23 protein-coding genes are annotated in these 26154 nt (G+C 73.1%); 3 read left to right on the plus strand and 20 right to left on the minus strand.

From position 1 onward, the window contains the following. Positions 1-6: 6 nt before the first annotated feature. The 19 genes from ACOGXA_RS11185 to ACOGXA_RS11275 all read right to left on the minus strand — a co-directional run bounded on the left by ACOGXA_RS11185 (position 7) and on the right by ACOGXA_RS11275 (position 23575). On the minus strand, positions 7-354 hold the full coding sequence (locus ACOGXA_RS11185; RefSeq protein WP_419923951.1) for a hypothetical protein: 348 nt from the start codon (positions 352-354) through the stop codon (positions 7-9). A gap of 23 nt (positions 355-377) precedes the next feature. Beyond that, the gene (locus tag ACOGXA_RS11190) at positions 378-770 is read right to left on the minus strand and encodes a hypothetical protein (RefSeq protein ID WP_419923952.1); all 393 of its coding nucleotides are present in this window, start codon (positions 768-770) and stop codon (positions 378-380) included. A 10-nt stretch (positions 771-780) separates the two neighbouring features. Beyond that, complete coding sequence (locus ACOGXA_RS11195; protein WP_419923953.1) at positions 781-1188, minus strand: hypothetical protein; 408 nt, start codon at positions 1186-1188, stop codon at positions 781-783. Positions 1189-1197: 9 nt separating this feature from the next. Beyond that, the gene (locus ACOGXA_RS11200; protein ID WP_419923954.1) at positions 1198-1446 is read right to left on the minus strand and encodes a hypothetical protein; all 249 of its coding nucleotides are present in this window, start codon (positions 1444-1446) and stop codon (positions 1198-1200) included. A gap of 45 nt (positions 1447-1491) precedes the next feature. After that, entirely contained in the window at positions 1492-1707 is a 216-nt protein-coding gene (locus ACOGXA_RS11205) for a hypothetical protein (RefSeq protein ID WP_419923955.1), read from the minus strand. Positions 1708-1760: 53 nt separating this feature from the next. Continuing rightward, positions 1761-2471, minus strand: a complete 711-nt coding sequence (locus tag ACOGXA_RS11210) for a type II secretion system F family protein (RefSeq protein ID WP_419923956.1) — start codon at positions 2469-2471, stop codon at positions 1761-1763. Continuing rightward, on the minus strand, positions 2468-3280 hold the full coding sequence (locus ACOGXA_RS11215; protein WP_419923957.1) for a hypothetical protein: 813 nt from the start codon (positions 3278-3280) through the stop codon (positions 2468-2470). The genes ACOGXA_RS11210 and ACOGXA_RS11215 overlap by 4 nt, the downstream gene beginning before the upstream one ends. Further along, positions 3280-4842 carry an ATPase, T2SS/T4P/T4SS family gene (locus tag ACOGXA_RS11220; protein WP_419923958.1) on the minus strand — a complete coding sequence of 521 codons (1563 nt, stop codon included), beginning with the start codon at positions 4840-4842 and terminating at the stop codon, positions 3280-3282. The genes ACOGXA_RS11215 and ACOGXA_RS11220 overlap by 1 nt, the downstream gene beginning before the upstream one ends. After that, on the minus strand, positions 4842-5570 hold the full coding sequence (locus ACOGXA_RS11225; protein ID WP_419923959.1) for a hypothetical protein: 729 nt from the start codon (positions 5568-5570) through the stop codon (positions 4842-4844). Before ACOGXA_RS11225 ends, ACOGXA_RS11220 begins: the two co-directional genes overlap by 1 nt. A 277-nt stretch (positions 5571-5847) precedes the next feature. Continuing rightward, positions 5848-11238 carry a helicase-related protein gene (locus tag ACOGXA_RS11230; protein WP_419923960.1) on the minus strand — a complete coding sequence of 1797 codons (5391 nt, stop codon included), beginning with the start codon at positions 11236-11238 and terminating at the stop codon, positions 5848-5850. Then, on the minus strand, positions 11154-11825 hold the full coding sequence (locus ACOGXA_RS11235; RefSeq protein WP_419923961.1) for a hypothetical protein: 672 nt from the start codon (positions 11823-11825) through the stop codon (positions 11154-11156). Before ACOGXA_RS11235 ends, ACOGXA_RS11230 begins: the two co-directional genes overlap by 85 nt. 85 nt (positions 11826-11910) lie before the next feature. Further along, positions 11911-12651, minus strand: coding sequence for a hypothetical protein (locus ACOGXA_RS11240; protein WP_419923962.1), 741 nt, complete (start codon positions 12649-12651; stop codon positions 11911-11913). 11 nt (positions 12652-12662) lie between these two features. Then, positions 12663-13496 carry a hypothetical protein gene (locus ACOGXA_RS11245; RefSeq protein WP_419923963.1) on the minus strand — a complete coding sequence of 278 codons (834 nt, stop codon included), beginning with the start codon at positions 13494-13496 and terminating at the stop codon, positions 12663-12665. Next, the gene (locus ACOGXA_RS11250) at positions 13471-15828 is read right to left on the minus strand and encodes a type IV secretory system conjugative DNA transfer family protein (protein WP_419923964.1); all 2358 of its coding nucleotides are present in this window, start codon (positions 15826-15828) and stop codon (positions 13471-13473) included. Before ACOGXA_RS11250 ends, ACOGXA_RS11245 begins: the two co-directional genes overlap by 26 nt. After that, positions 15821-17602: a hypothetical protein gene (locus ACOGXA_RS11255; protein ID WP_419923965.1), complete on the minus strand. Its 1782-nt coding sequence runs from the start codon at positions 17600-17602 to the stop codon at positions 15821-15823. Before ACOGXA_RS11255 ends, ACOGXA_RS11250 begins: the two co-directional genes overlap by 8 nt. Then, positions 17599-20133: a hypothetical protein gene (locus ACOGXA_RS11260; RefSeq protein WP_419923966.1), complete on the minus strand. Its 2535-nt coding sequence runs from the start codon at positions 20131-20133 to the stop codon at positions 17599-17601. The genes ACOGXA_RS11255 and ACOGXA_RS11260 overlap by 4 nt, the downstream gene beginning before the upstream one ends. A 4-nt stretch (positions 20134-20137) precedes the next feature. Then, positions 20138-22933 (minus strand): ATP-binding protein, encoded by a 2796-nt coding sequence (locus tag ACOGXA_RS11265; RefSeq protein ID WP_419923967.1) that lies wholly within the window; start codon positions 22931-22933, stop codon positions 20138-20140. Next, on the minus strand, positions 22933-23208 hold the full coding sequence (locus ACOGXA_RS11270) for a hypothetical protein (RefSeq protein WP_419923968.1): 276 nt from the start codon (positions 23206-23208) through the stop codon (positions 22933-22935). Before ACOGXA_RS11270 ends, ACOGXA_RS11265 begins: the two co-directional genes overlap by 1 nt. Then, positions 23201-23575, minus strand: coding sequence for a hypothetical protein (locus ACOGXA_RS11275; protein ID WP_419923969.1), 375 nt, complete (start codon positions 23573-23575; stop codon positions 23201-23203). The genes ACOGXA_RS11270 and ACOGXA_RS11275 overlap by 8 nt, the downstream gene beginning before the upstream one ends. 369 nt (positions 23576-23944) lie before the next feature. On the opposite strand from ACOGXA_RS11275, the gene ACOGXA_RS11280 reads away from it, so the two are divergent. The 3 genes from ACOGXA_RS11280 (at position 23945) to ACOGXA_RS11290 (ending at position 25482) form a co-directional block, all read left to right on the plus strand. Beyond that, positions 23945-24766, plus strand: coding sequence for a site-specific integrase (locus ACOGXA_RS11280; RefSeq protein WP_419923970.1), 822 nt, complete (start codon positions 23945-23947; stop codon positions 24764-24766). A gap of 159 nt (positions 24767-24925) precedes the next feature. Further along, a complete protein-coding gene (locus ACOGXA_RS11285) occupies positions 24926-25219 on the plus strand; it encodes a hypothetical protein (protein WP_419923971.1) in 294 nt (97 codons plus the stop codon). Positions 25220-25221: 2 nt separating this feature from the next. Beyond that, positions 25222-25482: a hypothetical protein gene (locus ACOGXA_RS11290; protein ID WP_419923972.1), complete on the plus strand. Its 261-nt coding sequence runs from the start codon at positions 25222-25224 to the stop codon at positions 25480-25482. A gap of 210 nt (positions 25483-25692) precedes the next feature. Here ACOGXA_RS11290 and ACOGXA_RS11295 read toward each other — a convergent pair whose 3' ends face one another. Next, entirely contained in the window at positions 25693-26139 is a 447-nt protein-coding gene (locus tag ACOGXA_RS11295) for a hypothetical protein (protein ID WP_419923973.1), read from the minus strand. Positions 26140-26154: the final 15 nt, after the last annotated feature.

Raw genomic sequence — 26154 nt, forward strand, 5'->3', positions numbered from 1 at the left:
TCTGCGTCACGTCGGGCAGGCGGGCAGGTTGGCGGCGGCGCCTTCGTTGAGGACTTCGGCTATGCGTGCTGTGCCGGTTTTGTGGGCGATCCACAGCCGGGGTTTGACGGGGATGGACACTTCGACGATGAGGGCGTTGCCGGCGAGGCAGGCTTGGATGGCGGTGCCGGGGGCGTCGTCGTCGGTGGTGGCGAGCACTGCGTTGTCGCAGGTGCCGGTGGCGCAGCTCGCGGTGTAGGCGTCGGTGGTCTGCTCGGCTCGGATGGCGGCGAGGTTGCGGGCCGATATGAGCTCGGCCTGGTCGCCGATGGCCGTCGCGGTGAATCCGCACGCCCAGATTAATGACAGGTACACGATGGCGGTGTACACGGCGGGTCCTAGCGGATGCGGCGCACCGACATCGCGGTGACGGTGTCGTCGGCCAGCACCGCGCTGGTGTGGATGGGGCAGGTGACCAGCACCGCGACCGATGAGGGCGGGGCGGGCGGTTCGGGCTGGGCGTGGAGGCCGATGTCGAACCGGGGGTCTGATTGCACGCAGTCGCCCCAGACCGAGAGCCGCCCGTTGGCTTCGACGGCTTGGGCGGTCTGGGCCCACAGGGCGGCGTTTAGGGGGTCGGCGGCGATCTGGTCGGCGGCGTGGTCGGCTGCTAGCGCGGCGTAGTTGGAGGCGCGGTAGCTGGCCGTGCCGCGGTCGCCGGCGGCGTCGGCGAAGATCATGGCCAGCAGCAGGCCGGGCAGGATCAAAAGCAGGGTCACCGCGTCGCTCATCGCCTGCTCCTCAGCATCTGCCGGCTGCGACCAGCGGGCCGCTTGCGCTGGGGGCCGAGCAGGCGACGGCGGTGTGCTCGAGGGCGGACCAGCGGGCCGAAAGGCCGCCGACGGTGACGGTGGCCGCGATGTTGCAGCCCGCTGCGGTCACGGTGACGGACTTGGGCTTGACGCCGCCTTGGCCGAGGCGGGCTGCGACCGCCCGGTACGCCTGGTTTTGGCCCGCGCCCGAAAGGCTTGGGTGGTCGGGGTCGCAGCCCCAGTCGTTGGGCACTTCGGCGGCGGCGGCGGCCGCCGCGGACTGGGCGGCGGCGTCCGCGGCGAGGCGGGTGGTGTGGCTGGCGTATTGCCACACCACCAGCAAGAAGGCGACGAGGAACAGCACTGATGTGCGCAGCACGATGATCGGCGTCTCCATCGCCTCTCCCTATCGGCCCGCGGGGGTGCAGGCTCCGGCGCTGAGGCCTTGCAGGCCCTTCGGCGGCGTCCACTGCCCGCCGGCGGCGTCGCAGAGGCCGGCGGTGGAGATGAGCGCCCACTGGGTGTCGGTCAGCTCTCCTGTCCTGCCGGCGCGCTCGGCCCCGACTCGGGCCACGCTGAACGCGGCCATCGACACCAAGGCGGCGACCGCGATCATCACGGCCAGGAACCGGATCTCGATGATGGCCTCAACCACGCGGGGTCACCGCCCCGGGCGTCCTGGCGGCCGCGGGGGGCCGCCCTATTCCGCGCACGTCTTTTTCGCGGAGTCCCAGGTGCCGCCGACGGCTTCGCACAGGGTCTGGTTGGTGATGGTGTCGTAGTCGTAGATGACGTCGGTCTGCTCGTTGACTGTCTCGGCCCGGTCGGTGACCTGGTTGTAGACGACGATGCTCACGATGGCCGCCACTGCGATGCCGACCACGATGAGGATCATTTGGACTATGGCGCTTTGCACGGTTTTTTCCTTTCGGGTTTCTTGTTTGTCTTGTTCGGGGTTCATTTCCCGGGTCAGAGGCTCGACATGACGGCCAGCATCACGACGAGGCCGGTGACCACGGAGGTGAGCGTGGCGGTGATCCCGACGGATCGGGCGATGCCGTCGACGGCTTGGCGGCGGTCGGCCTCGAAGGCGCGCACTGTGCGGGCCAGGGTGCGGTCCAACAGGCCGGTGGACGCGGCCCCGGAGCGCTCCGCGGAGATCACGGCCTTCAAAAGCGGCTCGGCCGGGGACCCAGAGATGGTGTCGACGACGACGGCGAGGGGGTCTGCGCCCGCGGCGAGCGCGGCGCTGATGCGGCCCTGGGCGGGAGTGAATCCCCGCCCGGTGACCGACATCGACGCATCGACGGCCGCGGCGTTGATGGGGAGGCCGGTGGCGGACAGGAGCCGCATGCGGCGGAACCACTCGAGCAGGTTCATGTCGCGCTCTAGGCTGTAGGAGTTCAAGACCGCGGCGCGCAGCGCGCCGGGCGCCAGCCAGGGAAGCCACATGGCCGCCAGCGCCGCCGCGGCGACCCCCGCGGCGGCGCCGGCGAAGATCGAGGCCACCGTCCCGCACAGCGCCGCTCCGCCCGCCGAGCCCGCCCATCCGGCCGCGGCCACCCGCCGCGGCGACCATCCCATCGCGGCTGCGTCCACCGCCGCGGCCGGGCCGCGGGGGCTGGTCAACAGCAGCAGCGCCGCGCACACCGCTCCGGACAGGGCGACGAGCGGGGTCACCTGAGCTCCCTTTGCGCCCGGCCCAGCACCCACACGTGCAGCAGCCCCAGCAGGGCCGCGGCTGCCAGCAGGATCGTCTGGCCGTCGCCGGAGACCAGCCAGGCCCCGGCGGTCCCGGCCAGCCTTGCGGTGATCGCCACCACGCCGACTGCCATGACGAGCGTCGAGACGATCTGGCCCATCATCCGCCCCACATGGCGGTGGAAGTGCCGGGCGGTCTCCGCGGCCTCTGCCGCCTCGGTGTCGAGGATGTGGACGAGCTGCGCCCACTGGATGCCCCCGGAGTGGGCCTCTACCAGGACGTTGGCGCACATCGCGGCCAGCGGCCGTCCCACGGTGGCGGCGAAGCGGTCGGCGGCCTCGGGAAGGCTGCCGATCCACACTTCCTCGGCCATCGTCCGGGCCGCCTGCCCCACCCGGCCCGGCACCAGCGGCGCCGCGTCCTTGATGGCCTCCACCACGGTCGGGGCGACGGCGGCCTGGTTGGCCAGCCCGCTGGTGAACTGGGCGATCTGCGTGGCCTCGGCCACGTTCAGCGCGGAGCGGGCCCTGATCGCCAGCGACCATCCGGCCAGCGCGGCGATGATGGCCGCGGCGAGGCCGATGCCCGCCCCCCAGACTGCCGTGCCCGCGCCGAAGGCGGCTGCGGGGGCCGCGGCCCGGGCCAGGCTGCCCGGCGACACCCGTTCGGCCACAGCGGCGGCGCCCCGTCTAGCGAAGCGGCGGGCGACGCGGGGCCGCGCGGGCCACAGCAGCACCGCGGCGAGCGCGAGCCCGCCGGCGGCGACGGTTGCAGCGTAGGCGCCCATCAGCCGGCCCCGGCGCCGGTTTCGGCGGCTACGCCGGCTGAGCGGTACACGTCGGCGATGAGGCCGACCGGCTCGTTGACGGGCCGCGCCCACCGCTGGCCGGGCTGGAGCGTCCAAAGCCGCAGGGTGGACACTGTGTCGCTGCGCTCGTCGTAGCCGGTCAGCTGGGTCACGTCGGCTATGACCCGCTCGCCCTCGTCGTTTCGGCCCATCCATACCAGCAGGTGGACGGCCATGGCGATCTGCTGGCGGGCGTAGCGCGGGTCGGCGCCCTCCATGCAGGCGTAGGCGGTCAGCTTGGCCATCACGCCGGCGCCGGGCCGTGAGTGGAGGGTGACGAGGCAGCCGTCGAGCCCGGAGGTCATGGCGTCGAGCACGTCGAGGGTTCCCTCGCCCCGGGTCTCGCCGATCACGAGCTTGGTGGAGTTGGCCCGCTTGGCGTCGCGGATGTGGTCGCCCATGCTCACCTTGCCCACCCCGTCGGCGTTCTCGTCGCGGGTGAGGCGCTCGTAGGTGTTGGCGTGGATGCCGTATTGGGACAGGCGCAGCTCCGGGGTGTCCTCGATGGTGTCGATCCGCTCGTTCGCGTCGACGTGCGACAGAAGCGACTGCACCAGAGTGGTCTTGCCGCCGCCCATCGCCGCGGCGACGACAGCGTTGGCCCGCACCGCCCCCGACACCGACTCCACGAGGATCGCCTGGAGCTGCGGGTCGGCCACGCCGAGCGATTCGAGGCTGGCCATGCCGGCCATGTTCGAGCGCAGGACCATGGTGGGCGGCTGGCACATGAACGCCTCGGCGTGCAGCCTCCACCGCTCGCCGACCCTGATGTCGAGCCGGTAGTCGAGCTTGTCGAACCGCTGGGGCATCCCCCCGGAGAAGCTGGCCAGGTGCCGGGTGGTCTCGATGAGCTCGTCGTCGGAGGTGAACGGCGAGTGCCGCCTCTCGAACCGGCCGCTGGTCTTTTGCACCAGCATGAACTCGCCGCCGCGTATCTGGTACTCCTCCACGCCGGTGTCGGCCAACAAGTCCTCGATGCGAGACATCGCGGCGTGCGCGGCCGACAGCCGGTGCGTCTCCTTGTCGAGCTGGTCCAGCCGCCTCGGCCGCGACGCGGCCGAGCTGTGGGACCGGCCGAGCTTCTTGAGCGTCTTCAGCGGCTTGGGGCCCGACACCGGCGACACCCAGACCACCTTGACGCCTCCGCTGGCCGCCTCCTTGGCGTCGGGCTCGGCGTCGGCCAGGGTCACCACCGTCACCGGGATCGCCCACCGGCCCACCGCGTCGAGCCGCAGCCTCGACCGCACGCCCGCCCCGGCGGTGGTCGACACCCACACGACCGCAGCCGCAGACGCCGCCGCGGCCTCCAGGCGCACGGCGGGCTCGTCGGTGCGCAGCGACAGCACAACCGGGCGCCCCGAGCGGGCTGCCTGGTCGGTCTCGACGGCGTTCGCCGCGATCACCGCGGTCGGCGCTGTGGAGGTAACCCCCTCGAACAGAGCCGCCGTCACCCACTCCGCGACCTCGTCGTCGATCTTGTGGTCCCGAACCAGCAACAGCATCAGCCCGCCCCCTCAGTCGCCTCGGAATCGCTCCGGGGCCCGGCGCTGCCCCCCGCGGCTCCTGCCTCACCGGTATTCGGGCCTGCTGCGGGGTCAGCTTCATCTTCGGGGTCTGCTTCATCGGGGTCTGCTGCTTCGGCGGGGCACCGGTCTTCCCAGCCCGCCGCGGGGGAGGCCCACACGGTCCACGGCTCGCCCTCGACCAGCGCGGCGAACAGGTCGGGGCCGGCCTCGACGGCGACCTGGCCGGTCTCTACGTCGACCAGCTCCAGCTCCAGGGCGGCGCAGCCGGCGGGCTCGGCCGCGAACACGGCCAACTCTCCCGCTGTGGGACCGCCGTGCCACCGCCCGGTGTCCGCGGCCACCCAGACCGTGGTCGCGGTGTCGTCGGCGATCCTGGCGCCCGGCGGGTGCAGCATCTCGGCGGTGACGATCGTCCCGGCGGGCAAGTCGAAGGCGGCGATCCTGTCGCCGCCCATCTCGGCGGGGGCCGCGGCGAAAGCCGCCGCCTCGGAGGGGACCTCGACGGGCACCCACCCGCCGGCTTCCCGGCCGGCCTGCCATTCCTCGGTCGTGACGGGCACCGGCGCGCGCTGCACGCCGCCCCCGCCGCCGGTTGCGACCAGCACGACGACGACCGCCACCAGCACGCCTGCGGCCCCGGCGAGCCGCAGCTTGAACGGGAGAGGCCAGTCGTTCATCGGACAGTTCCAGCGGGTGTCGGCCACGTGGTCACAGGAGGCACCTTCCTTGTCTCAGACTGGGTTCAAAGGCCCGCCGGGGCGACGGGCCCGCCCGCCCCTTGCAAGCGAGCGGAGAAAACATATTGCAAGCGAGCGGAGATATGCAAAATCGTCGACCGCACCGAGCGGAAACCATGTTCCCGACATCTAGGCAGGTCAAAGGCTTTTCTGTCTCGCACATCGCTCGAATACTGCAAGCGAGCGGACTTTTTGAGGTCTTCCGCTCGCTTCCGGAGCCGCGGAGCTGGGCTGCCCGGGCGGTTCACAGCCCGATGCCCGCCCCGCCCGTGGAGACCCCGCGGCCGCGGCTAGCAGCTGGCAGGCCCTCGGCGGCGGCGGGGCCGTCTGCGCCTAGGCCGTTGTCGCCGGGGCTGTGTGCGCCGGGGCCGTTGTCGCCGCGTTGGGGCGGGGGTGCGGGCTGGTGGGCGAACTCTCCGAGGTTGACGAGGGTGCTGGCCGACTTGCGCTTTTCGGGCTGGGCGAGGAGGGCTTTGTAGAAGCCCTCGTCCTTTTCGCGCTCGATGGGGTTGGCGTAGAGGTCGGCCTCGACTTTTTTGAGCTCGGTCTTTTTGTCTCTCAGCTCTTGGGCGTGGGGCCAGTCCTGGTGGATGCGCTTCTCGGCTATGGGGATGGACTGGGTGATGCGGTCGATGTCGGCGGCGGTGTCGGCGGCTGTGTCGGGGATCTTGTTGACGGTGTTGGCGACGCGGGTGGCGGGCCGCAGCCGGCCCGCGGCGATGTCGCGGCCCTCTATGGTGAAGCCGATGCCTGCCTCTGGCGGGCCGATGCGCACCTCGACTGCTCGCATGTCGTCGTTGACGACGTGGCGGGCGGCCACTTCGAGGCCGGCGATCTCGGCGACTCGGGTGTCGGCGTCCTCCCATCGGTGGTAGACGGCTTCGAGTTCGTAGCGGAGCTGCTCGTCGGGCGAGTTGCCGATGTCGGCGTCCGGGCTGCGGCCCGGGGCGACCCGGACCGACCCGGCTGTCTGCGGGGGAACGGTGAGGGGTTTTAGGGCTTCGAGCTTGGCGCGCTTCGCCGGCAGGGACTGGTGCCAGAACTTGAGCCGGTTCGAGGTGCGCCACCGCTCGATGTCGTGGGCCTCTTGGAGCAGCTCGAGCTCGCGTATGTCGTGGGTCAGCTCGGCGCGCCGGACCACCCTGGGGTCGCCGGAGGACACGGCCATGGCCGCGGCGAAGTCGTCGGTGCCCATCGCCTCGCCGCTGTCCTCGTATTCGATGGTGCGCCCGTGGTGGCGCCCCGACAGGAACTGGGCGATGAACTGCGCCTTGGAGTCCAGCGTCGAGTACATGAAGGTGTCGAAGCTGCTCTCTTGGCAGTACCTGATGATCTGCACCTCGTCGAACTGGTTGCCCGACCGCACGATGCGCCCCTCGCGCTGCTCCATGTTCGCCGGCGTCCAGGCCGGGTCGAGGTGGTGCAAAGCGGCGAGCCGGGTCTGGATGTTCACGCCGGTGCCGGCCTTGGCGGTGGAGGCGACCAGCACGGACACGTCGCCCTGGCGGCACCGGCGGAACAGGGCGTCTTTGGCGGCGGGGCTGTCGTGGTCGTGGACGAACTCGATCTCGGCGCGGGGCACCCCGCGGGCCTCCAGCTCGCCGGCCAGCGCGTCGTACACGGTGAACGCCTTGTGCTGGCCGGGCGTGCCGAGGTCGCAGAACACGATCTGGCACGCGCCGGGCGCAGGGTGCTCGGTGCCGGCGGCGGGGTCCAGGAACCGCCGCTGCGCGTGGGCGTCCCTGATTCGGGCGACGCGCTCGGCGCAGGCTTGGACCTTGGAGGGGCTGGGCTGGTCGACGCCGACGAGGCGCATGTCGAGGGTGGCTTTGCGCCCGTCGTTGCAGATGCTGAGCATGTTGTCCCACTGGGGGTTCTCGCCCAGGTTCTCGGAGCGCCGCTGGAGCCACTCCTGGTACGCGACCATCCGCGGAGAGCCGTGCACCAGCACCGTCTCGGGTGCGCCGCCGGCGATCGCGGGCCGGTCGAGGTCCAGGTCGGCGGCGGTCTTGATGTCGCAGCACAGCGACAGGAGCCCGGCCAGCTCGGGCAGGTTCTTGTAGGCCCGCAGCCGGCTCTTGACCTTCCAGTCCGTGCCCCGCGGCGACGGCTCGGCGCGCAGGACGGACTCCGCGAACTCGGCGGCCCAGGAGTCGAACGACCACAGCCGGCGCTGGCGCAGCAGCCCGGGCTGCAAGAAGCGCTGCATCACGTATATCTCCCAGGGCGCGTTGGTGACCGGCGTGCCCGTCGCGAACGTCAGCGCGCCCCGGTGGACGCCGAGCTCGCGGTTGCGGGCGCGCAGCGCGGACGCCTTGACCTCCATGGCCTGCGCCCAGATCGACGGGCTGGACTGCGCGAAGTCGCGGTTCTGGCTGACCAGCGGCAGGTTCTTGAAGCAGTGCGCCTCGTCGACCATGACGTAATCCACGCCGAGCTCCTCGAAGGCGACGCCTTGTTGGTGCCACAGCGCCATCTGGCGGTGGGCGAGGTCTTTGTTCTCCTGGCGGCGGTTCTCCAGCACCTGCTCGATGACCTTCTGGCGGGCCTTGGCCGCGCCGGCGGCGGGTCCGCCGTCGTCCTCCCCACGCAGCTGGGCCTCGAGGTCTGCGATGCGCTGCGCGTTGAAAGCGGCGACGGCGCTGGGCGATGCGGGCAGCCGGTTGAAGAACGACAGGGGGATGACGATGGCGTCCCAGTCGCCGTTCATGGCCCTGGCGATGAACTCCTTGCGCCGGCGCTGGCCGGTCGGGGTGGCCCCGCCGTCGGGCATGAGGATCGACGCGTTCGGGTACAGGGTCTGCATCTCCCGGCAGAACTGGGCGACGAGGTGGTTGGGGACGGCGATGAGCGGTTTGGCGCAGATCCCCAGCCGGCGCATTTCCATCGCCGCGGTGGCCATGACCGCGGTCTTGCCCGCCCCCACGGTGTGGGCCAGCAAGACGTCGCCTTCGTGCAGTATCCGGCACACCGCGGAGGCCTGGTGGTCGCGCAGGGTGAACGAGTCGATCAGCCCGGCGGGGTGGCCGAGCCACTCCGGCGGGTACTGGGGGGCGACGAAGCAGTTGTAGGTGTCGTTGTACAAGGCGGCGAGGCGGTCGCAGCGCTCGGGGTCGGTGTCGAACGCCCACCGGCGCAGCTCGGCGTTCCACTTGTCGATTTTGGCGCGGGCCGCGGCGATGGCGGCGTGGTTGGGCTCGCGGGAGCCGTCGGGGGCGGTCTGGGTGATCTCGATCTTCTTGTTGGCCCACGCGGCCTGCAACAGCTTGGGGGCGGGCCGCTCGGAGGTCCCCCACACCGAGACCATGTCCTCCCCCTGGGTGGCCAGGGTGCCGGCGAACCCGATGGCCCAGCCGCTGTCGGGCGAGTAGGACACCTCCACGTCGCAGCTCTGTATGTCCAGGGTGTCGCAGATGAACTCGGCCACGTCCTCGGCGGGCAGCCACGGCGCGCCGCAGCCCAGCGCGATGTCGGACGGCGCGATGTCGGCGGGCACCGCCGCGGCCAGCGCCTCCGCGTTGGGGGCGTACTTGCCGCCGCCGTCTTCGGCTGCGGCCCGCCGGGCCAGGCGCAGCTTGGCCCGCACGTCGCCGCTCAGATAGCGGGGCGCGGCCTCCCACCGGGGCGGGCCGCCCCCGTCGGGGAACGGGTCCAGGTAGGCGACGCCCTGTTCGGCGAGGTCGTCGGGCGACCACTCGAACGAGGTGATTTCGGCCATGTACTCCAAGTCGAGGCGGCCGCGCCGCCCCATCGACGCGGCCGCGGCGTCGGCCAGGGTGGCGGCCTCGACCGCGGCCTCGGGCGGCGTGTTGACCCGCCGCGACAAGATGTCGGCCTCGGCGCACTCGCCGGTCTCGTGGCTGTAGTCGTCCAAGGCGATCACCCGCAGGTAGTCGGGGTCGGCGGGCGACCCGGCCCACCCGGCGAACCCGCCGAGCTTGGGGTACACGCGGCGCAGCCCGCCCGACGCGGCGGGCTCCTCGGTGTCGCCGCCGGCGCGGCTTGGCGCTTGGACCTTGTAGTGGCTCAGCGGCCTGCCGGTGTGCGCGATGAACGACCGGCGGCGCGCCGCAAGCGTTTGCCGCAGCCGGCGCAGGTCGGCGTCTGGGAGGTTGGCGGCCTCAGCCGCGGTGAGGTCGCGGTGGGCGTCGCGCACGGCGCACACCAGGGCTAGCTCCATGCGGGCGCCGATGTTCGACTCGGCGGGGCCGGCGTGCTCCGCGAGCCGCCCCTGTTTGATGCGGGCGAACCGGTACCGGGGCTTTTTGGTGCGGGTTCCGCTCTGGGTCTTCCAGGCGAAGATGCTCCCCTCCTGCGCCCACGCCGGCCGCTGCCAGCCCGGCGGCGGCTCGCACGCCTCGGCGTGGTCTGCTTCGGCCTCGAGGGCGGGGGCGGGGAGGGGGCGGGCCAGCTCGATCCTTTCGGCCAGCCGGTCCACGGCCGCCTCCAGGTCGCCTTGCAGTTCGTCGCCGTCGTAGCGGACGGAGAGCTGGTCGGCGGCGTAGAGGCCGCCGGACTCCCAGCGGCCCAGCACCAAATCGGGGTGGTCTGCGTACCACCGGTTGTGCCAGTGCGCCTCGGCGGGGATCCTGGTGCCGTCGTCTGCGGTCCGGGCCGGTTTCATGAACGGCCCGCCGTCGGGGCGGACGGCCTCCACCGTGTCCTTCCACGGGGCCATGAGCAGGCTGGTGTCGGCCTCGATCTCGGCGCTGGTGGGCGCGGCGCCCTCGCCGTCGTGGCCGCGGCGCTGGAACACCACGATGTCGGTGGTCACCCCGGTGCCGGACTGGCGCTCGAACGCCGATCCCGGCAGGCGTATCGCGCCGAGGAAGCAGCCCAGCTCGCCGAGCCGTTGGCGCTGGGAGGGGTTGAGGGCGTCGAGCGTCCCGGTGGAGGTGATCGCGATGAGGAGCCCTCCGGGCCGCAGCGTCCACAGCGCCTTGGCCAGCGCGTAGTTGGGCAGGTTCAGGCCCCGGTCCGCGGAGACCACCGGGTCGTACGGCTTGACGATCCCCGAGAACGGCACGTTGCCCATCGCCAGCTCGAAGCGGCCGGGGAGGGCCACGTCGGCCAGATCGGCGGTGATGACGGTGTGGCCGGGGTGGGCGGCCCGGCAGATCGCCGCGGTGGTCGGGTCTTTCTCGACGCCGGTTATGCGGGCGCCGTCGGGGGCGGTGGCCATGAACACGCCCGGCCCGCAGCCCGGCTCGATGGCGCAGCCCCGCTCGAAGCCGAGCTTTCGGGCCAGCCGCCAAATGGCCTCTGCGGCCTCAGGGGAGGTGTAGTGGGCGTTGGGGGTGGTGGCCGACGCCAGGGCCATCTCCTCGCCGTCCAACAGCTCGGCCAGCCTCGGCCCGAACCGCTCGGCCAGCTCCGAGCCGGGCTCGAACAGGCTGGGCACCGCCCCCCACCCCGACCACCGCGCCAGCTCGCGCAGCTCCTCGTCGTTTTTAGGCCCTCCCGCCTTGGCGATCTCGATGGCGCGGAGGTTGGCGTTGATCCTCCCTATGTCCCCGCTGGGCGGGGCGTAGTCCCCGCCCCCAAGGCGGGTCAGTACGCCGGTATCGGATAGGCCAGAAGGCCCCGCAGCCCCTCCGGGGCGGTCTGGGCGCTCTTGGTGGCCCTGCGGGCCCACTGGGCCGCCTGGGTGAACACCAGGTGGCGCTCCGCCCGGCTGATCCTGTGGTCCAGGGTGTGCTGGAGGTCGGCCACCGTCATCTGCGCGGGGGTCCGCTGGTGCGGTCCGGTCGCCTGCGTCGCCGCCCAGATCACCCCTTCGGCCAGCTCGGCCCGGCCCAGGTACTCCAGGCCCGAGATCTCGAACATCTCGCAGTCCAGGGCCGGGTCGTAGGCCGGGTAGTCCACTTCCTTGGGGATCTGGACCCACTCGGCCCGCACCATCTGCGCGGCCTGCCGGTCGATCTCCCGCTCCGCGTGGCGCATCTGCTGGTCGCCCAGCCCCGGCGGCAGGGCTCGCGTCTGGTGGTCTTTGATCTGGGCCCACATCGCCCAGCACCGGTCCCCGACCTCGTTGAAGTGCGCGGTCACGTGGTCCTGCGTCGCCGTGCCGGCCGGGGTGCGGCGCATCAGCTTGCCCAGGCTGTACGGCGTCCACATCGCCTGCCACTCCCACGCCGCCAGCGCCCATTCCTCCAGCGCCGGCACCGGCTCCAGGTGGCGCAGCGGGGCCACCTCCGGCGCTGGGAGCGTCAGCTGGATCATCGGGGGCCTCCTGGTCGGGGCCGAACAGGCAGAGCTGGTCGGGACTGGTGCGGTCTCTGCGGGCCATTTTAGCGGCGCCTGCGACTTATTCGGCCCGAGGCGCGGCGGGCGGGGGCCGGTGCGCCAGGGCGGTGACGCCGATCTGCCCGTCGGCATCGGCCCGCACGGCCACCCAGAACCGGTACCGGCGCTGCGCGCCGCCCGCCGCGGCGGCGTCCACGTCTACGGGCAGCACCGCTATCGGCGCTCCGGGCACCGCCAGGGGCTGGCCGGCCCCGGTGATCGACCACTCGGGGTAGGCGACCGCGGGCGGGTCGGGGCGGAACCCGGCATGGGTCCACCGCCACGGGTCGTCGCCGGCCAGCCACGCCCCCAAGAAGCCCACCGCGGTCTGCCACCGCACGTCGCCGGCGGCCGCGGGCGGGATGTCGCCGTACGCCTCGACCGGGACGACCGGGGCTGCCGCCACTGCGGCCGGGGGCCACGGGGTTTGCCATCCCGCGGGGGTGCGGACCACGGTGATCGCGACGTGCTCGCCGCCGGCCAGCGCGGCGGTCACCACCGCCGCGTCGGCGTCGAGCCACTCCACGCCGGCCACCGCGACGCGCTGGCCGGCCCAATCGTCGAGGCGGGCCTGCGCCGCCGCCGCCGCGTTCACCGGCGCCGACGCGTCCTGCGCCGAGGGGCCCTGCGCCGGGGCGGTGACGACTCGCGACGGCGACGAGCACTTGGCCGCCACGACGGCGGCTGCGACGATCGCCAGCAGCGCGGCCGCGGCCGCGAGCGCCCTGCGGAGCCGGGTGGTGTCGATGCTGTTGTTGCCCATGGGGTTCTCCTTCAGTCGATGAACGGGTGCGAATAGCTGGCGCCGGGGGCGGGCGCGCCTTGATGCGGGGCTTCGAGCTGGCGGGCGGCGACCTGCTCGACCACTGCGGCGGCCAGCCGGGCCGCGTCCGCGGTGACCGCCAACACGGCCCCGCCGCCGCCGGGGCCGCGCAACAGCTCCGACCACTCCTCGACCACGTCGGGGGCCGGGCGGTCGGGCCAGTACGGGAATCCCAGCGCGTTGGTCGCCACCTGCGACGCCAGCACTCCCACGAGGCTCTCCCGGGCGTCCTGCCAGCCCGACGGGCGGCCCAGCGCCGCTCCGGTCTGCGCGACGGCGACCTCCGCGAGCTGCGACGCCCGGCGCTCCGGGACCTCCTCGGTGCTCGCCACCCCGCCTCCGGCGAAGAGGCGGTCGATGTCGGCGGCCTCCAGCGTCGGCGGGGCCGCGAACCGCTCGTCGGGGGCTGCGGGCTCGGCAAGCTGGCAGGCGTTGTACACCGTCACCGCCCGCAGCCCGCCGGGACCGGCGTGCAGCGTGACGATTCCCGGCTCCCCTGCCCGCAGGCGGCGCCCGGAGCCCTGCCAGGACTCCTCGGTCGCCCACGCGCCGGTGGGCGCCCCGCCGATGGCGGTGCGGCCTGCCACCAGCGCGTACCGGTTGATGCCCGACCACACCGTGTTGTTGACCGGGTCGTGCGGCTGGGCCGGCCCGATGGCGTCCCAGCACCCGGTCCAGCGCTCGTCCGCATGGGACCGCTCCGCGCTGGCCGCCAGCGCCGCCGCGATGTGCGCGGCGACGCTGGCGGCCCGCTCCGTCTTATACACCGCAGAGCTCGTGCCCATGGCGCACCTCCTCCTGCTGTGTTCCCGAAAGGTCGACCACGCAGCCCGACGGGTGCAGGCCGAACGCGCCGTCCGCGTCCTCGAACGTCAACATCTCGTATCGCGGGGCGGCCTCGGGCCGCCCCGCCTTGACGCCCTCCACGCTGATCCCCAGCGCGTCGTCCGCCCCCAGCACCGGAGGCGGCAGCCACCCGCCGGCACTGCCGGCGCCCTCGTCGCTGGGCTCGCCGCCGGGTACGGCGGGTTCCGCGGCGTCGGCGAAGGGGACGGCCTGGGTCAGTCGGGCCCTGATGTTCTCGTGGGCCTCGGCCAGTTCGCCGCGGTCGATGCCGGCGAGCAGGCTCGCGCCCGCGAACCTGTCGAGGGCGTCTACGTCGGGGGTCTCATAGAGCACCTCGTAGGGCGGCACATCCGGCGCCTCCGGGGGGTAGTCGAACAGCCGCCCGGGGCCCTCGGAGACGGGCTGCCCGCCGCCGTCTCCCGCCACGGCCTCCGCGATGCCCGGGGCCTCGAAAGGCTCCAACTCGCCGGGCGCCTCGTCGGGCCCGTCGTCGGTAGGCTCCGGCGGGCCTTCCGCCTCCGGCCGCGGATCGCCCGCTTCTGCGGGACCGCCGCCGGGGCCGCCGAGCCAGCGGTCGGCGTCGGCGAGCTGGAACTTGAAGGGCTTGCGGTTGCCGGCAACCGCCATCGCGTAGCCGTCCTCGATCATCCGCCAGCCCGCCGCGGTCGCCAACGCCGACTCGTCGTCATCTTCGTCGGTGAGGGTCACGAACGTCTGCAGCGCCGCCGAGTCCGACGATCCGGGCAGAACGACCTTCACCGCGCAGTTGTCCATGATCGTCGTGGCGTGCTCCCTGCCCCAGCTCGCGGCGAGCTGCGCGGGGGTCTGTATGCCGATGATGACCTGCGCGCGGGACCGGATCGTCGAGATCAGCTTCGGCATGTCGTTCAAGCGGGCGAGATTGGCGAACTCGTCGAGGGCGAACAGCGGGCGGGTGTGGGACACGTCGGGGTCGAGCGCCGCGGTCTCAGCGACGTGGAACAGATGGCGCAGCACCGCCCCGAACAGCGCCTCGTGGGTGGACTGCGACGAGTGGTCGGCGATCAGAAACAGCGTGTCCGACCCGCCGTTGACGGTCACGTCCACCGGCACCGGCACCACTTTGGCGCCGGCTTTCGCCGTCCACTTCAGGCTGCGGGTCAGCTCGTGCGCGGTCGCCTCGATGGACCCCGCGATGCGGGAGTCCTTCTTCGCGTCGCTGGCGAGCTGGTCGAGGGCCTCTTTGGCCTCCGGCGACAGCTTCCTGCGCAGCGCCGTGTCCTCGGCGATCTCGGCGAACACCGACAGCTTCGTCATCCAGCCGACCACCGTCGACAACGGCGCGCCGATCTCCGAGGCGATCAAAAGCATGTCGCTCAGCGCGGCCTGCACCAGGTTCGGCCACACCGCCTGGCTTCCCTGGCCCGCCGCGCTGGCCTGGCCGGCGAGGAACTGCGCCAGCATGTCGGCGTTCTCGCGGGTCGGGTCGGCGGCCATGTAGCGCACCGGGTCCCACGACACCGGGGTGATCCCGTTGGCGGCCATCCAGCCGTGCAGCCGCCCGGTCGGCTCGAACCCGTACACCCTGCCCTTGGCTTTGCGGTGCTCAAGCGCCAGCTCGGCCAAGTCCTGCTTCACGCTGGTGGCCACAACCGGGCCGGGGTAGTGCGCCGTGTTCGGCCCCAGGAACCGGCGGGTCTTGCCCGAGCCCGTAGACCCCACCACCAGCACCGGCAGGCCGTCCGCGGCCACCAGATGGCGCCGCCGGTAGCGTCCGATGAGCACGCCCGGGCCCGGGCACCGGTAGTCGTAGGGGGCGGGCACCGGCCACCGGCGCCGGATGAAGTCCCGCTCGGGCCGCTCCGGGTTCTTGCGCCCCGCCAGCAGCCCCGCGGGCACCCCGGCGGGCATCGACGGCATCGGCCAGCCCGCCGCCCGCCACTCCACCGCCAGCGCGCCCAGCGCCACCGGCACCGCCACCGCCAAAACGGCGAACACCGCCAGCCACCACGCGGTCGCAATCGCCGTGACGCCGCCGCCGGCCATCAGCCACGCCTCGTCCAAGCGCCGGCCCTGGGCCAGACCCCACACCGCCCGCAGCAGCACCGTGGTGGCGGGCCAGCCCATCGAGCGGCCCGCAGCCCACGTGCCCAACACGAACGACACGCCCATCGACCACCACAGCACCGGCACCCCGATGGCCGGCACCGCCAGCCACCACATGTTCGGCGACTCGAACCACCACTCGCGCCCCGCCCCTCCCGCGGCCGGCCGGGTTTCCTGCTCACCCATGGGCGCACTCCCTGATCGGATTCGGATCGGACTCGGATTCCCGCCCGCCCTCGGTCGCCTCGTCTGCTTCGCTCGCCTGGCCGGCTTGGTCCGCCTGGCCAGCTTCGGCTTGGGCCGCGGCGGTGGGGCCGGCATTCGCGGCGGTCGGCTCGGGGGGGAACCCCGCGGGAGGCCCGGCGGGCTCGGCCGCCCCGCCGTCTGAGGCGGCGTAGGCGTCGTCGATTGCCTGCGGCGACCAGGGCTTTCCGCCCGCCCAGTGGGCGAACACCGCTCCGGGGCACGCCGGGCGCCCGCCGGGCGCCAGCAGCGCCACCGCCACCTCGCCGCCCGCGGCGGTCCCGATCATCTGCCCGGCCCGCACCGGGCCGCCGGCGATCCGGCGGGGCTCGATGCCGCACAGCTGCCACGCCCAGCCGTCTTCGTCGGCGACGCTCACGCAGTCTTGCGCCATCGCAGCGGCGTTGCCGTCAGCCGGCGACGCGACCACTGCGCCCGCGACGGCGGGCAGCGCCAGCACCGGCGCCGGGGCCGACCATGCCGGATCGCCGGCAGCCAGGTGGTAGGGCCACCACCGGGGGGCGACCGTGTGCTCGGGCGCCGCCCCTTCGATGTCGGGCGACGCCGCCAACGGCGGCGGGTTCACGGCCAGCGGCCAGCCCAGCCCGGCGCCGGCGGCGAGTTGGGGCAGCTGCGCCCAGCGCGCCGTGTCTCCGGCGAACAGCACTTTGCCCTCGGCGACGATCGGCCCCTCAGAGCCGATGCCGGCCAGGGCGTCCTGCCAGGCGCCGACGATCTCTGGGGCCTCGTCCACCGCCCACGCGCACCGGCCCTCGACGCAGTGGGGCTCCACGTCGGCGCGGAAGCCGCTCAGCGCCGCCCAGCGGGCCACCACCGACGCCATCATCGGCTGCGCCTGCTCCAGCGGCGACCCCTCGGGCACCGCGGCGTGTCCCAGCGGCAGCCCATCGGGCAAAAGCGCCGCCTCGTCCTCGTCGAATTCCGCGACCAGCGCCACGTACTCGGCGGTCACGTCGGTGGCGTACTGCTCGGAGCGGTTGTAGGCCAGGATCGCGTGGCGCGTATCGGGGCCGGCCAGGCACAAAAGGCGGGCCGCGGTCAGCGCTGCGTCCCATGCGTTGTGCGGATCGGCTATTCCGTCGCGGTTGGCGTCTGCGCCGAGTCGGGCCATCGTCGAGGGGAGGATCTGCATCGGCCCCGCAGCCCGGTCGCCGGACACGTCGAGGTCCCATGTGCCCGCGTCGGTGTCGGCGACCACTTCGTACTGCGGGTTCGTGCCGTCGAGCGCCGGCCCGACGATCCACGGCGACACATCCCCGAACGCGTTGATGTCCGCTGCGGCTGCGTGGCGCGACTCGATCTTGCCTACGGCCGCCACCAGCCGCCAGTCCGCCCGGTGCCAGCCGCCGCCGTCTTCGCCGCGCCCCTGCGGATCGCCGTCGGCGTCCGCCATCCACACCGCGCCGGACGCCGGATGGCACCACAGCCGCGACGAGTGCTGGTACGCGGCCCACAGCTGGGCGGGCACCCCGCCTCGGCGGGCCTGCTCGGCTGTGCTGGCCGCAACGCCCGACCCGGCGGTGTCCAAGGCCGCGCCGGCCATGAGCGCCAACAGCGCCGCCGCCGCGGCGAACCACGGCCACCGGCGGCGGACGACCCGCCCGATGCGCCCAGCCGCCCGAACGCCGCGCAGCGCGACCTGGGCGTTGGGGGGCAGGGCCCTGCCGATCAGCTTCGACGCCTTCTTCGCGCTCATCGCCCCGGCCCCTCGCCCTTTCCGGGGTCTGCGCCTGTCCCGGTGCCTGTGTCGGTGTCTGTGCCTGTCCCGGTGCCTGTTTCGGTGTCTGATAGGCGGTCCCCGCTGGCGTTTCGTTGTTCCCGCGGGCTGCTGCGGGGGTCCTTGTCGCCGCTTTGGCGGTCTGTCCTGGCCTGCTCGTTGGCTGCGGCGGGGTGCTCGCCGGGCTGGGGTGCGGGCCCGCCCTCGCCACCGCGTTCGGCGGTTGCCCGGTCGGTGTGCTGTGTTCGGGGCGCGGCGTGCTCGCTGAGGGGCCGGGCCTGGGCGTCGTGGGTGCCGCGGCGGCCTGTTCTGGGGTGGTCCGGCTGTGCGGCGGTCGGCGGGCCGCTGTCGGCTGCGGGCCGGTGTCGGGGCTGGTCGGCAGCGAGCTTGCCGGATGCTCGGCGCGTCGCGCCGCTGGTGCGCCGCTGGGCCAGCGCGGCGTCCGCGGACACCGCCCCGGTGGCCACTGCTGAGGCGCGCACCCGCCGCGACGGGTCCATGGCGAGTTCGTCGGCGCGCGACCGGGTGTTGTCGGCGCGCGCCGCGATGGCCTCTCTGATGTCTTTGCGCTTCGACTGGGCGAGATGGTCGAGGGCGTCTTGGCGGGTCAGCTTGCTCTGCGCGGCCATGAGCTGGTCGCCTCGGCGGTTGCTGTGGGCGGCCTGGTCCATCCTGTCGGCCACCGCGGTCTGTTCGGCCTCGCTCATCTTGTTGGGGTCGCGCGCCGCCAGCGCCTGCTGGGCGTGGCGGCGGGCATGGGCCTTTTGGCCCAGCGCGGCGAGCCCGCCGGTCGCGCCGGCGGCCGCAAGCCCTGAGCCGCCGCCGGCTTTGGTCTTGGAGGTGATCGACGACAGCCTGCCCCCGCCGTGCTGGCCGGAGAAGGCGGCGACGCCCGTGGCCCCCGCGGCTGCGACGCCCGATCCGATGGCGCGGGCCTTGGACGCGGCGTGGCGGGCCGCCCGGGCGGGCGGCTGGCCGCCGAGCAGGTGCGCGGAGAGGTAGCCGCCGGCGAGCAGGCCCGCGGCTGCGCCCCCCGCTCCGGCCAGCGCGGCCCCGCCCCCGCTTCCGGTGCCGCTGCCAGCCGATGAGAGCCTCGCGCCGATGTTGCCCGAGATCTTCGATGCCGCCTCGGGCAGCGCCTTGCGGAGCTTGATGGCCGCGATGGCGACCAGCACCATCACCGCGAACAGGTCGAGCATGCCCAGATCGGCGTTGGCGGCGCTGATGGCGTCGAGCACCTCGACGGCGAGGCGCAGGAACAGGACGCCCGCGGCCAGCCCGGTGATGCCCTTCAGCAGCATCGACACCCAGCCCTCCACCAGCCTCCTGCCGCCGGGGAACGCGACCGCGGCGGCGACCACCGGCAGGAATCCGAACGCCCCGGCCAACAGCAGCTCCGACGACAGCGCCAACAGCGCGGTAGACAGGATCAGAAACGCCAGGGCGAGATGGCCGACGAGCACGGCCGTGCCGCCGAAGAGGCGGTCCGTGGTCGGCTTTCGGTTGAACGCGTCGAGCAGCGGCCCGTCGGGGTCGCATTTCTTGATCTGCTTGCGGGGGTAGTGGTCGCCCGAGCCTGCGGCGCGGTGCAGCGTGCCGGCGCCGACTGCGATCTCGCACGGGCCTTGCAGCTCGCGGCCGAAGTTGAGGCGCTGCCAGGGCCGGTGCACCACCGAGTCCATCAGCGGGGAGGTGAGCGCCACCGTGTCCGACCCGCCGGGGGTCTGCTGGTGGGCGCCCTCCAGCACGGCGGCTGTGAGCTTGTTCTTGGTGTCCTGCGCGCCGGAGTAGTAGCCGTCGAAGTTCGCCAAGATGAGGCCGCACACCGCCATCGCCAAGATGGCGAACGCGGCGTTGCCCGCGGCCTGGGCGTGTCGGCCTCGGATCACCGACCAGCCCGTGGCGATGGCCAGCGTGGTCATAGCGACCTCCCTCAGCCGCAGGCCGTGGACCAGCGAGGTGTTGAGCGTGTCGGCCACCAGCCTCGGCACCGCTTGGATGACCTGGGTGAGGCGGCCCTCGGACACCCAGTCGAACGCCCACGTCGCGAACCGCAGCGCGACGATGCCGCCCGACCAAACCCAGGAGATGGCCTGGCCCAAGAACTTGCGGTGGACGCTGAAGGTCCCGCCGCCGTCGAAGTAGATGTTGTAGTTGGTGATGGGCACGCCCAGGGTGGTCTGCGCAGACGTGCTGTCGCCGCTGAACCACGTCTCGGTCACCGACTGCGCGCCGACCCAGTGCTCCGACGCGCTCTCGCACCCCTTGGTGGCCCAGTCGGGGTCGTTGGCGGCCAGCAGGTCGGCGCACTCGGCGACGAGCCCCTCCAGCTCCGGGGCGGCCCCCCGAAGCGCCGCCTGCCACTGCCGCCACGGCGCGTCATAAGCCTCGGCGTCTGCGCCCGCGTCTGCGGCGTCTTGGGCGGCGGCGGTGCCCGCCGCGGCCCACAGCAGCACCGACGCGGCGACCACTGCGGCGGCTAGAGCCGAGCCCTGTCGCAGACCCGCCATCGCCCTACCCGGCCGCCAGGGCGGGCTCTGGTCCGTGCCGGCCCGTGGGGGTCGTGTCGATGGCCGCGGCGGCCAGCGGGTCGGCGGGCAGCGCGACCTCGACCAGGCCGGCCCGGCCGAGCAGGTCTCGCCACAGCATGGTCCCGGTCGGCAGGCCCATCAGCAGCCGGGCGGCCAGCGCCGGGTCCACCCCGGCGAGGCGGGCCGCAGCCGCGGCCGCTTCCTCGTTGGCCACGCCGAAGCAGGCCACATAGCCCAAAAGCTCGCTCAGCTCGGGCGAGGCGGCGAAGTCCGAAGGCGACTGCGACGCCAGCCAGATCCCGGCATTGTGCTTGCGCCCGTCCCTCAGCCCCTCCACGACCACCGAGCGGGCCCGGTGGTCCCCCAGCAAAGACCACGCCTCGTCCAGCAACAGCGCGGCGAACCGGTCGGCGGAAGCGAAGGTGATCGCCCGGCCGGTCAGCATCATGCCCAGCACCGCGGCGCTGGCGGCCACCTCGGCGGGCGTGTCGGGCTGCGGGTTCAAAGCCAGCCCCGGCGCCCAGAGCACCACCAGGTCGGCGCTGAGGTTGGCCGGGGGACGCTCGGCGTCGAACAGCACGCCGCCCACCGGGTGCTGGGCCAAAGCGGCGGCCTGCGCTTCGAGCACGGCCAGCTCGCCTGCGGCGCGGTCGTCGCCGGACGCCGCGGTGCGGGCCAGCTCGCCCAGCGGCATGCCCGGATTGTCCGCCGCGGCCAGCACGAGGCGGGCCGCGGCGGCCCCGTGCGGGTCGATCCGGCCCAGAAACCCCAGCAAAAGCGTGGCGGTGTCCGCGGCGAGGCGGCCGTCGGCGATGGCCCGCATCGGGTCCAGCGACCCGCAGCCGGGGTCTCGCACGTCGATGATCTCCACGTCGAGCTCGGGCGCGGCGGCCCGCACCGCTTCGGCGTAGGCCGCGTACTCGCCCATCTCCGAGCGGTCCACCGCCACGAGGGCCCCGTCGGCCATCAGAGCCGACCACATGAGCCGCTTCGCGAACACCGACTTGCCCGCTCCCAGCTGCCCCGCGATGCCTATCGACGGCGACCGCGGCTGAGCGCCGACCGCCTGGCCCCTCGGCCCCAGAGTCGGGTCGAACAGCACCGGCACGTTGCTGCCCTTGTCGTCGGCCCAGCCCAACATCATCCCCTGCGGGTCGCCGACCGCCGAGTGCAGGCACGGGCCCAGACCGGCCAGCCCGTCGCTCAAAAGGTACTGCCGGTAGTCGCGGCTGACCGGGGCGCGGTGGCGGCGGGGCAGCCACAGCCGCCGGGCAGAGAGCTGGTCGCCCGACGGGGCCGCGATCCTCACATCGCCCCGGGCGGCGAGGCCGCAGAGGCGCTCCAGGCGGGCATTGAGCTGCTCCGCGGCCCGCTCGATGTCGTCGTCGGTGTCGCCGCCGGCCGCCAGCGCGGTGGTGAGCACCACGGTGACCACGAACTCGTCGCTGCGGGTCTCCACCAGCGCCTGGCGCTGCGCCTCGATCTGCTCGGACGCCGCCTGCAAATCGGGCGGCGCCCCCGCGGGGTCGCCGCCGTACTCGTCGTATTGGTTCTGAAGCCTGCGGTGCTGGTTGCGGGTCTTGGTCACCGCCACCTGGTTGGGCACCACCTCCACGTCGATCAGCCACTCCCACGGCTCGGCCAAAGAGTCCACCGCCCACAACAGCTCGCCGCCGCCGGGCACCCTCCAGGAGTCCGGCAACTGCGACACCGCCGCCGAGAGGTGGGCCACGGTCTGGGTGCCGGTGCGGGCCACCGCCACCCGCTGCAGCGGCTCTGACCACTCCGCGTCGCCCGCCCGCCACGCCGATGCGCCCTCGGTGAAGCCGCGGCCCACCGTCACCGCATCGGGGTGCGGCTCCAACACCAGGTGCGGGTAGTCGTCCTCGGCGCGCACGCTGGGGCGGTGCGCCGCCCCCACCGCGATGCGGTCCAACAGCCACCGGGCCTCGGCGGCCGTGGCGGGGCGAAGCGCCACCGCCGAGTCCGCCCGGGCGACTATCGCCTCGCAGCGGTCGGCCATCGCGGCGCGGTCCACCCAGCTCGCCCGCGCCGGCGGGCGCCAACCGGCCATCGCCGCCAAACCGGCCATCCAGCCTCCCTCGTCCTTCGCCGCCGACGCCTCCCCGCACAGCACCATCAGCCAGAACGCCCGGTCGGCCAGCTCCATGCCGCTGAGCCGGTCGTGCTCCGCGGCCAGCTCCCGGTCCCACGTCCCGGACGGGGACACCTTTGCCATCTGCTCGATCACATCATCGGCCCCCAGAGCGTCCACCGTGGAAAACAGGCGGAACCGGTCCGCTCCCACCGACGCCACCAGACGCTGCACCGCGCCCAACGCGGCGAGCTTGTCCTGCGTGCTGTCCAGCGCCCCATACGGCGCCGGGGCCACGCTGAACAACAGCCACTGCGAGTGGTCCGACCCCACCAAGGCGTTGTCGACCACCGCGTCGGCAGTGCGGGGCACCAGCCGGTCCCTGGTAGCGCGGCCCGACACGAAGCGCGCCCACCCGGCCAGCCCGGCCAACAGGGGCCGGTCGTCGATGCGGACCCTGCGAATCGCCCGGCCCGCCACCAGCGTCAAGGCCACCACCGGAACAGCGGTCCACACCGGCGCGCCCGCGCTCAGCATCACCACCGCCAACAACAGGCCGAACGCGCCCACCGCGAACTGCGCCAGCGTGAACTGCCACGGCAGCGTCAACCCCGGTATCCGCCCGATCTCCGTCGGCCGCCGCCGCGGCCCGGTGAACGACTTGATGGTCTGCCGGTCCGACATCAGCCGCCCCCGAACTCCGAGATGATCTCCATCCCGCCGGTGTCGACAGTGGTCTTGTTCGTCCCGTCGATCTCGTCGCTGACCTTGCCCGAGATCACATCGAGCTGCGCCAGCATCGCCAGCGCCACCGCGCCGGCCACGATCACCCCGATGGTCGCCGGCGTCGACTTGGTCTTCCACGCCGTCACCACCGCCAAAGTCGCGATCACCGCCAAAAACGCCAGCGCCGCCAGAATCCGGATCTGGGTCAGCCAGGTGCCAATGTCCTCAAACATCGAAATCTCCCTTCCAAGTGTCAGTGCCCGCCAAGCCCGGGCCCAACGGGTCCTGCACCAGGCGGTCGCCGTCGAACGACCACCCCTCGCAGCCCCCCGCCCGGCGCAGCCGCCGACGGCGCGCCGCCGCGGGAACCTCCACGTCGAGGCGCCAGTCGGCCACGCCGATCGACCCGCCGGCCGCGACAGCCGCCGCAGCCGCCAGCCCGACCACCCCGCCCAAGCTGAACGGATCAGCCCCCACCCGCCCCGGACGCTCCACCAAAACAGGCGGCTCCACGTCCGGGCGCGAAAGGCTCTGCTTCACCTCCGACGCCTGCCGCAGCAGATCGCCGAAAGACGCACGGAACACGGGCTTCGCAGTCACGGCCGCCACAATCCCCAACCCCACCGGTCGCAACCGGTCGCAAACCCCCCGCCCCACCGGTCGCAAACCCCCAAAACCGGTCGAAACCCCGCCCCGAAGCGACCGGTCCCCCCGAGGACGCACCGCGCCAAACGAGCAAACCGCACGCGCAACCAGCCGGCCGCTGTAGCGCCCTCAGGCTCCAATTCGGCCCGCGCCGCGCCCCTCCGCTACACCAACAGCCGTGAGCCCATCCGCTACATCAACAGCCGGGGACCCGCGAGCCGCCAGCCCCGCCGCGCCGAGCCCGACCGGGGGCGCTGCACGCGGCCGGGCCCGCTGTGACGGCGGCGGTGGCGCGCCCGCAGCCCGGCGGCCCGGGGCCCGCTGATGGGACCAAGCGGAGCCGCCGAGCTCTCGGCGAACACCCGCAGGGCCTACCGCACCGGCCAAAGGAACTGGCGCTCGTGGGCGTCCGGGCGGGGCCTCCCGGAGTTCCCCGCCCGCCCCGGCGACCTACAGCGGTGGCTGGCCGCGCTGGCCGCCCAGGGCAAGAGGCCCGACACCCTTCGCACCTATCACGCCGCGGTGGCCCATTGGCACCGCGGCTTGACCGGCCCCAACCCGGCCCGCGATCCCGAGGTGCTCCGACTGCTGGACAGCCTGGCCCGCCAAGCCGCCGCCCAAGGCAGAGCCAACGAAGGACCCGACCCGCTGCGGTGGAGCCAAATCCGACAGATCGCCGACACCGCCCACCAGCCCCGCCGCAACCAGCCCGGAGGGCGCTTGGAGACCGCCACCCGAGCCCGCCGCCGCGGCGGCATCGAAATCGCCTTGATCGCCGTCGCCCACGACGCCTCCCTGCGCTGCTCCCAAATCCTCGCGCTCCGCTGGAAGGACGTGGACGCCCCCCAACACGACGGGCTCGGCCAAATCCACGTCCCGCACCCCACCGCCGCCCAACCAGCCACCGCCCCCATATCCGAGTTCACCGACCAAGCCCTGGCCCGCATACGGCCCCCCGACGCCGACCCCGGCCAACGCGTCTTCGACTTCTCGGCCAACACCGCCACCCGCCGCATCAAAGCCGCCGCCGGAGCCGCCGGCATCGACCCGGCCAACATCACCGCCAGCTCCCCGGCTTTGGGCATGGCCCAAGACCTCGCCGCCTACCGAGCCGAGATGCTCGACCTCGTGCAGACGAGCCGCTGAGGCCATCTCGACCGCCGCCCGTGCCGCCGGCTGCTGTTGTGGTCGGGGCATCGGCGTCGGGGCGCGGGCCCGCTGCGGCTGCGGCTGGCACTCTCGGATTCCGACCGCCAGCGGATTCGCCGGCGATGCGAGCCGGGCGCGTCTGTTCGGCTTACACTCGTGATCGCCAACCAGACTCCGGAGGGAACCACTGCTATGGGCGCAGAGAGGCTGCACTTGGGCCGGCTGTTCCAGCGGGCCCGCCACACCGCCACCCCGAAGCAAAAACCAGAGAGCTTGCCGGCGCAGGAGACCTTGGAGCACCCGCGGCGGGTCATCAAGCAGATCCAGCAGGCCGAGCTCGAGACGGCGAAGCGGATCGCCGACGGCACAGCCGACGCCGACGCCAAAGACAAGTCCGAGCTGGCCGAGTACTTCAACGAGAAGCTGGGCCGACAGGAGTTCACCGCCTAGCGATGGCGCAGTGGAAATGGGCCGGGCTCCAGGTGCTCGATGACTGGGACGCCGGCAAGGACAGCCGCACCGCCCAAGTGGTCTATGAGGCGATGTTCGAGGCTACAAGCGCCGCCGATCCCGGCGATGTCGTCCCTTTCTCCAAGACCAGCACGCTGCGGGTGATCCGCACTCCCGCAGCCGCCATCTACTTCCACGCCAGCGACCCCGGACGACCAGACGCACCGGGCACGCTGTATCTGGCGCGGATTGTCGATATCTGAAGCCCACCGCAACCCGCCCCGAGCAACAAGGCGACCCTGAGGCCCGGCGATGCCCGCTTCGCCTTCACTGCCAGCGAGCGGTTCCAGCGCCTGTCGGCCGGCGATCGTCCCGCGGGCGGCGCTTCGCCGGGACGCGAGAGAGGGGGCCACACCCAGGTGCGGCCCCCTCTGTGTCGCCCGCGGGGGTGGCGGGGCGTTGTGCGGGTTCGCTCAAAAGCCGATTTCTATGTCGACGGCGTTGGAGGGGTGCATGAGACGCGACCGCTCGCGCTCTGCGACCAGCGACGGTGCGTCGGTGCGCTGCGCCCAGAACGTGCCGTGGCATGGTGCGCCCTGGGGCCGGTCCAACAGCACTTCTTCCCAGTCGTCGTCGGCCATGGCCCCGGCCACCTCGTCGGACACCGGCCCGCCCCGCACCAGCCGGGCGACGACCTCGGTGTCGAAGTGCACCTCCCAGCTGGGCTGGTGGGCGCCGTGCTCGTCGCCCTCGGCGGCCACGGTCACCGACCGCCACCCGTCGGCTAGCGGGCTGCCCGCGGGCCGCAGCCGCACCGCGTCGCCGGTGGCGACCGCTGCGCCCGTGCCGGGCACCACATGGAGGTGGGAAACCCGGCGGGAAGCCGCCGGAGGGTTGTGGTTCACAGATGCGCTCTTCATGGCACTCACCTTCTC

This window comes from Candidatus Poriferisocius sp., assembly GCF_965208475.1.
Taxonomy (GTDB): Bacteria; Actinomycetota; Acidimicrobiia; order Acidimicrobiales; family Bin134; genus Poriferisocius.

Bases quoted from the DNA above. Each gene is read 5' to 3' on its own strand.
- ACOGXA_RS11190 (WP_419923952.1), bottom strand. From the start codon at position 770: ATGAGCGACGCGGTGACCCTGCTTTTGATCCTGCCCGGCCTGCTGCTG.
- ACOGXA_RS11195 (WP_419923953.1), bottom strand. From the start codon at position 1,188: ATGGAGACGCCGATCATCGTGCTGCGCACATCAGTGCTGTTCCTCGTC.
- ACOGXA_RS11215 (WP_419923957.1), bottom strand. From the start codon at position 3,280: ATGGGCGCCTACGCTGCAACCGTCGCCGCCGGCGGGCTCGCGCTCGCC.
- ACOGXA_RS11220 (WP_419923958.1), bottom strand. From the start codon at position 4,842: ATGCTGTTGCTGGTTCGGGACCACAAGATCGACGACGAGGTCGCGGAG.
- ACOGXA_RS11235 (WP_419923961.1), bottom strand. From the start codon at position 11,825: ATGATCCAGCTGACGCTCCCAGCGCCGGAGGTGGCCCCGCTGCGCCAC.
- ACOGXA_RS11240 (WP_419923962.1), bottom strand. From the start codon at position 12,651: ATGGGCAACAACAGCATCGACACCACCCGGCTCCGCAGGGCGCTCGCG.
- ACOGXA_RS11245 (WP_419923963.1), bottom strand. From the start codon at position 13,496: ATGGGCACGAGCTCTGCGGTGTATAAGACGGAGCGGGCCGCCAGCGTC.
- ACOGXA_RS11250 (WP_419923964.1), bottom strand. From the start codon at position 15,828: ATGGGTGAGCAGGAAACCCGGCCGGCCGCGGGAGGGGCGGGGCGCGAG.
- ACOGXA_RS11255 (WP_419923965.1), bottom strand. From the start codon at position 17,602: ATGAGCGCGAAGAAGGCGTCGAAGCTGATCGGCAGGGCCCTGCCCCCC.
- ACOGXA_RS11260 (WP_419923966.1), bottom strand. From the start codon at position 20,133: ATGGCGGGTCTGCGACAGGGCTCGGCTCTAGCCGCCGCAGTGGTCGCC.
- ACOGXA_RS11265 (WP_419923967.1), bottom strand. From the start codon at position 22,933: ATGTCGGACCGGCAGACCATCAAGTCGTTCACCGGGCCGCGGCGGCGG.
- ACOGXA_RS11270 (WP_419923968.1), bottom strand. From the start codon at position 23,208: ATGTTTGAGGACATTGGCACCTGGCTGACCCAGATCCGGATTCTGGCG.
- ACOGXA_RS11280 (WP_419923970.1), top strand. From the start codon at position 23,945: ATGGGACCAAGCGGAGCCGCCGAGCTCTCGGCGAACACCCGCAGGGCC.
- ACOGXA_RS11290 (WP_419923972.1), top strand. From the start codon at position 25,222: ATGGCGCAGTGGAAATGGGCCGGGCTCCAGGTGCTCGATGACTGGGAC.
- ACOGXA_RS11295 (WP_419923973.1), bottom strand. From the start codon at position 26,139: ATGAAGAGCGCATCTGTGAACCACAACCCTCCGGCGGCTTCCCGCCGG.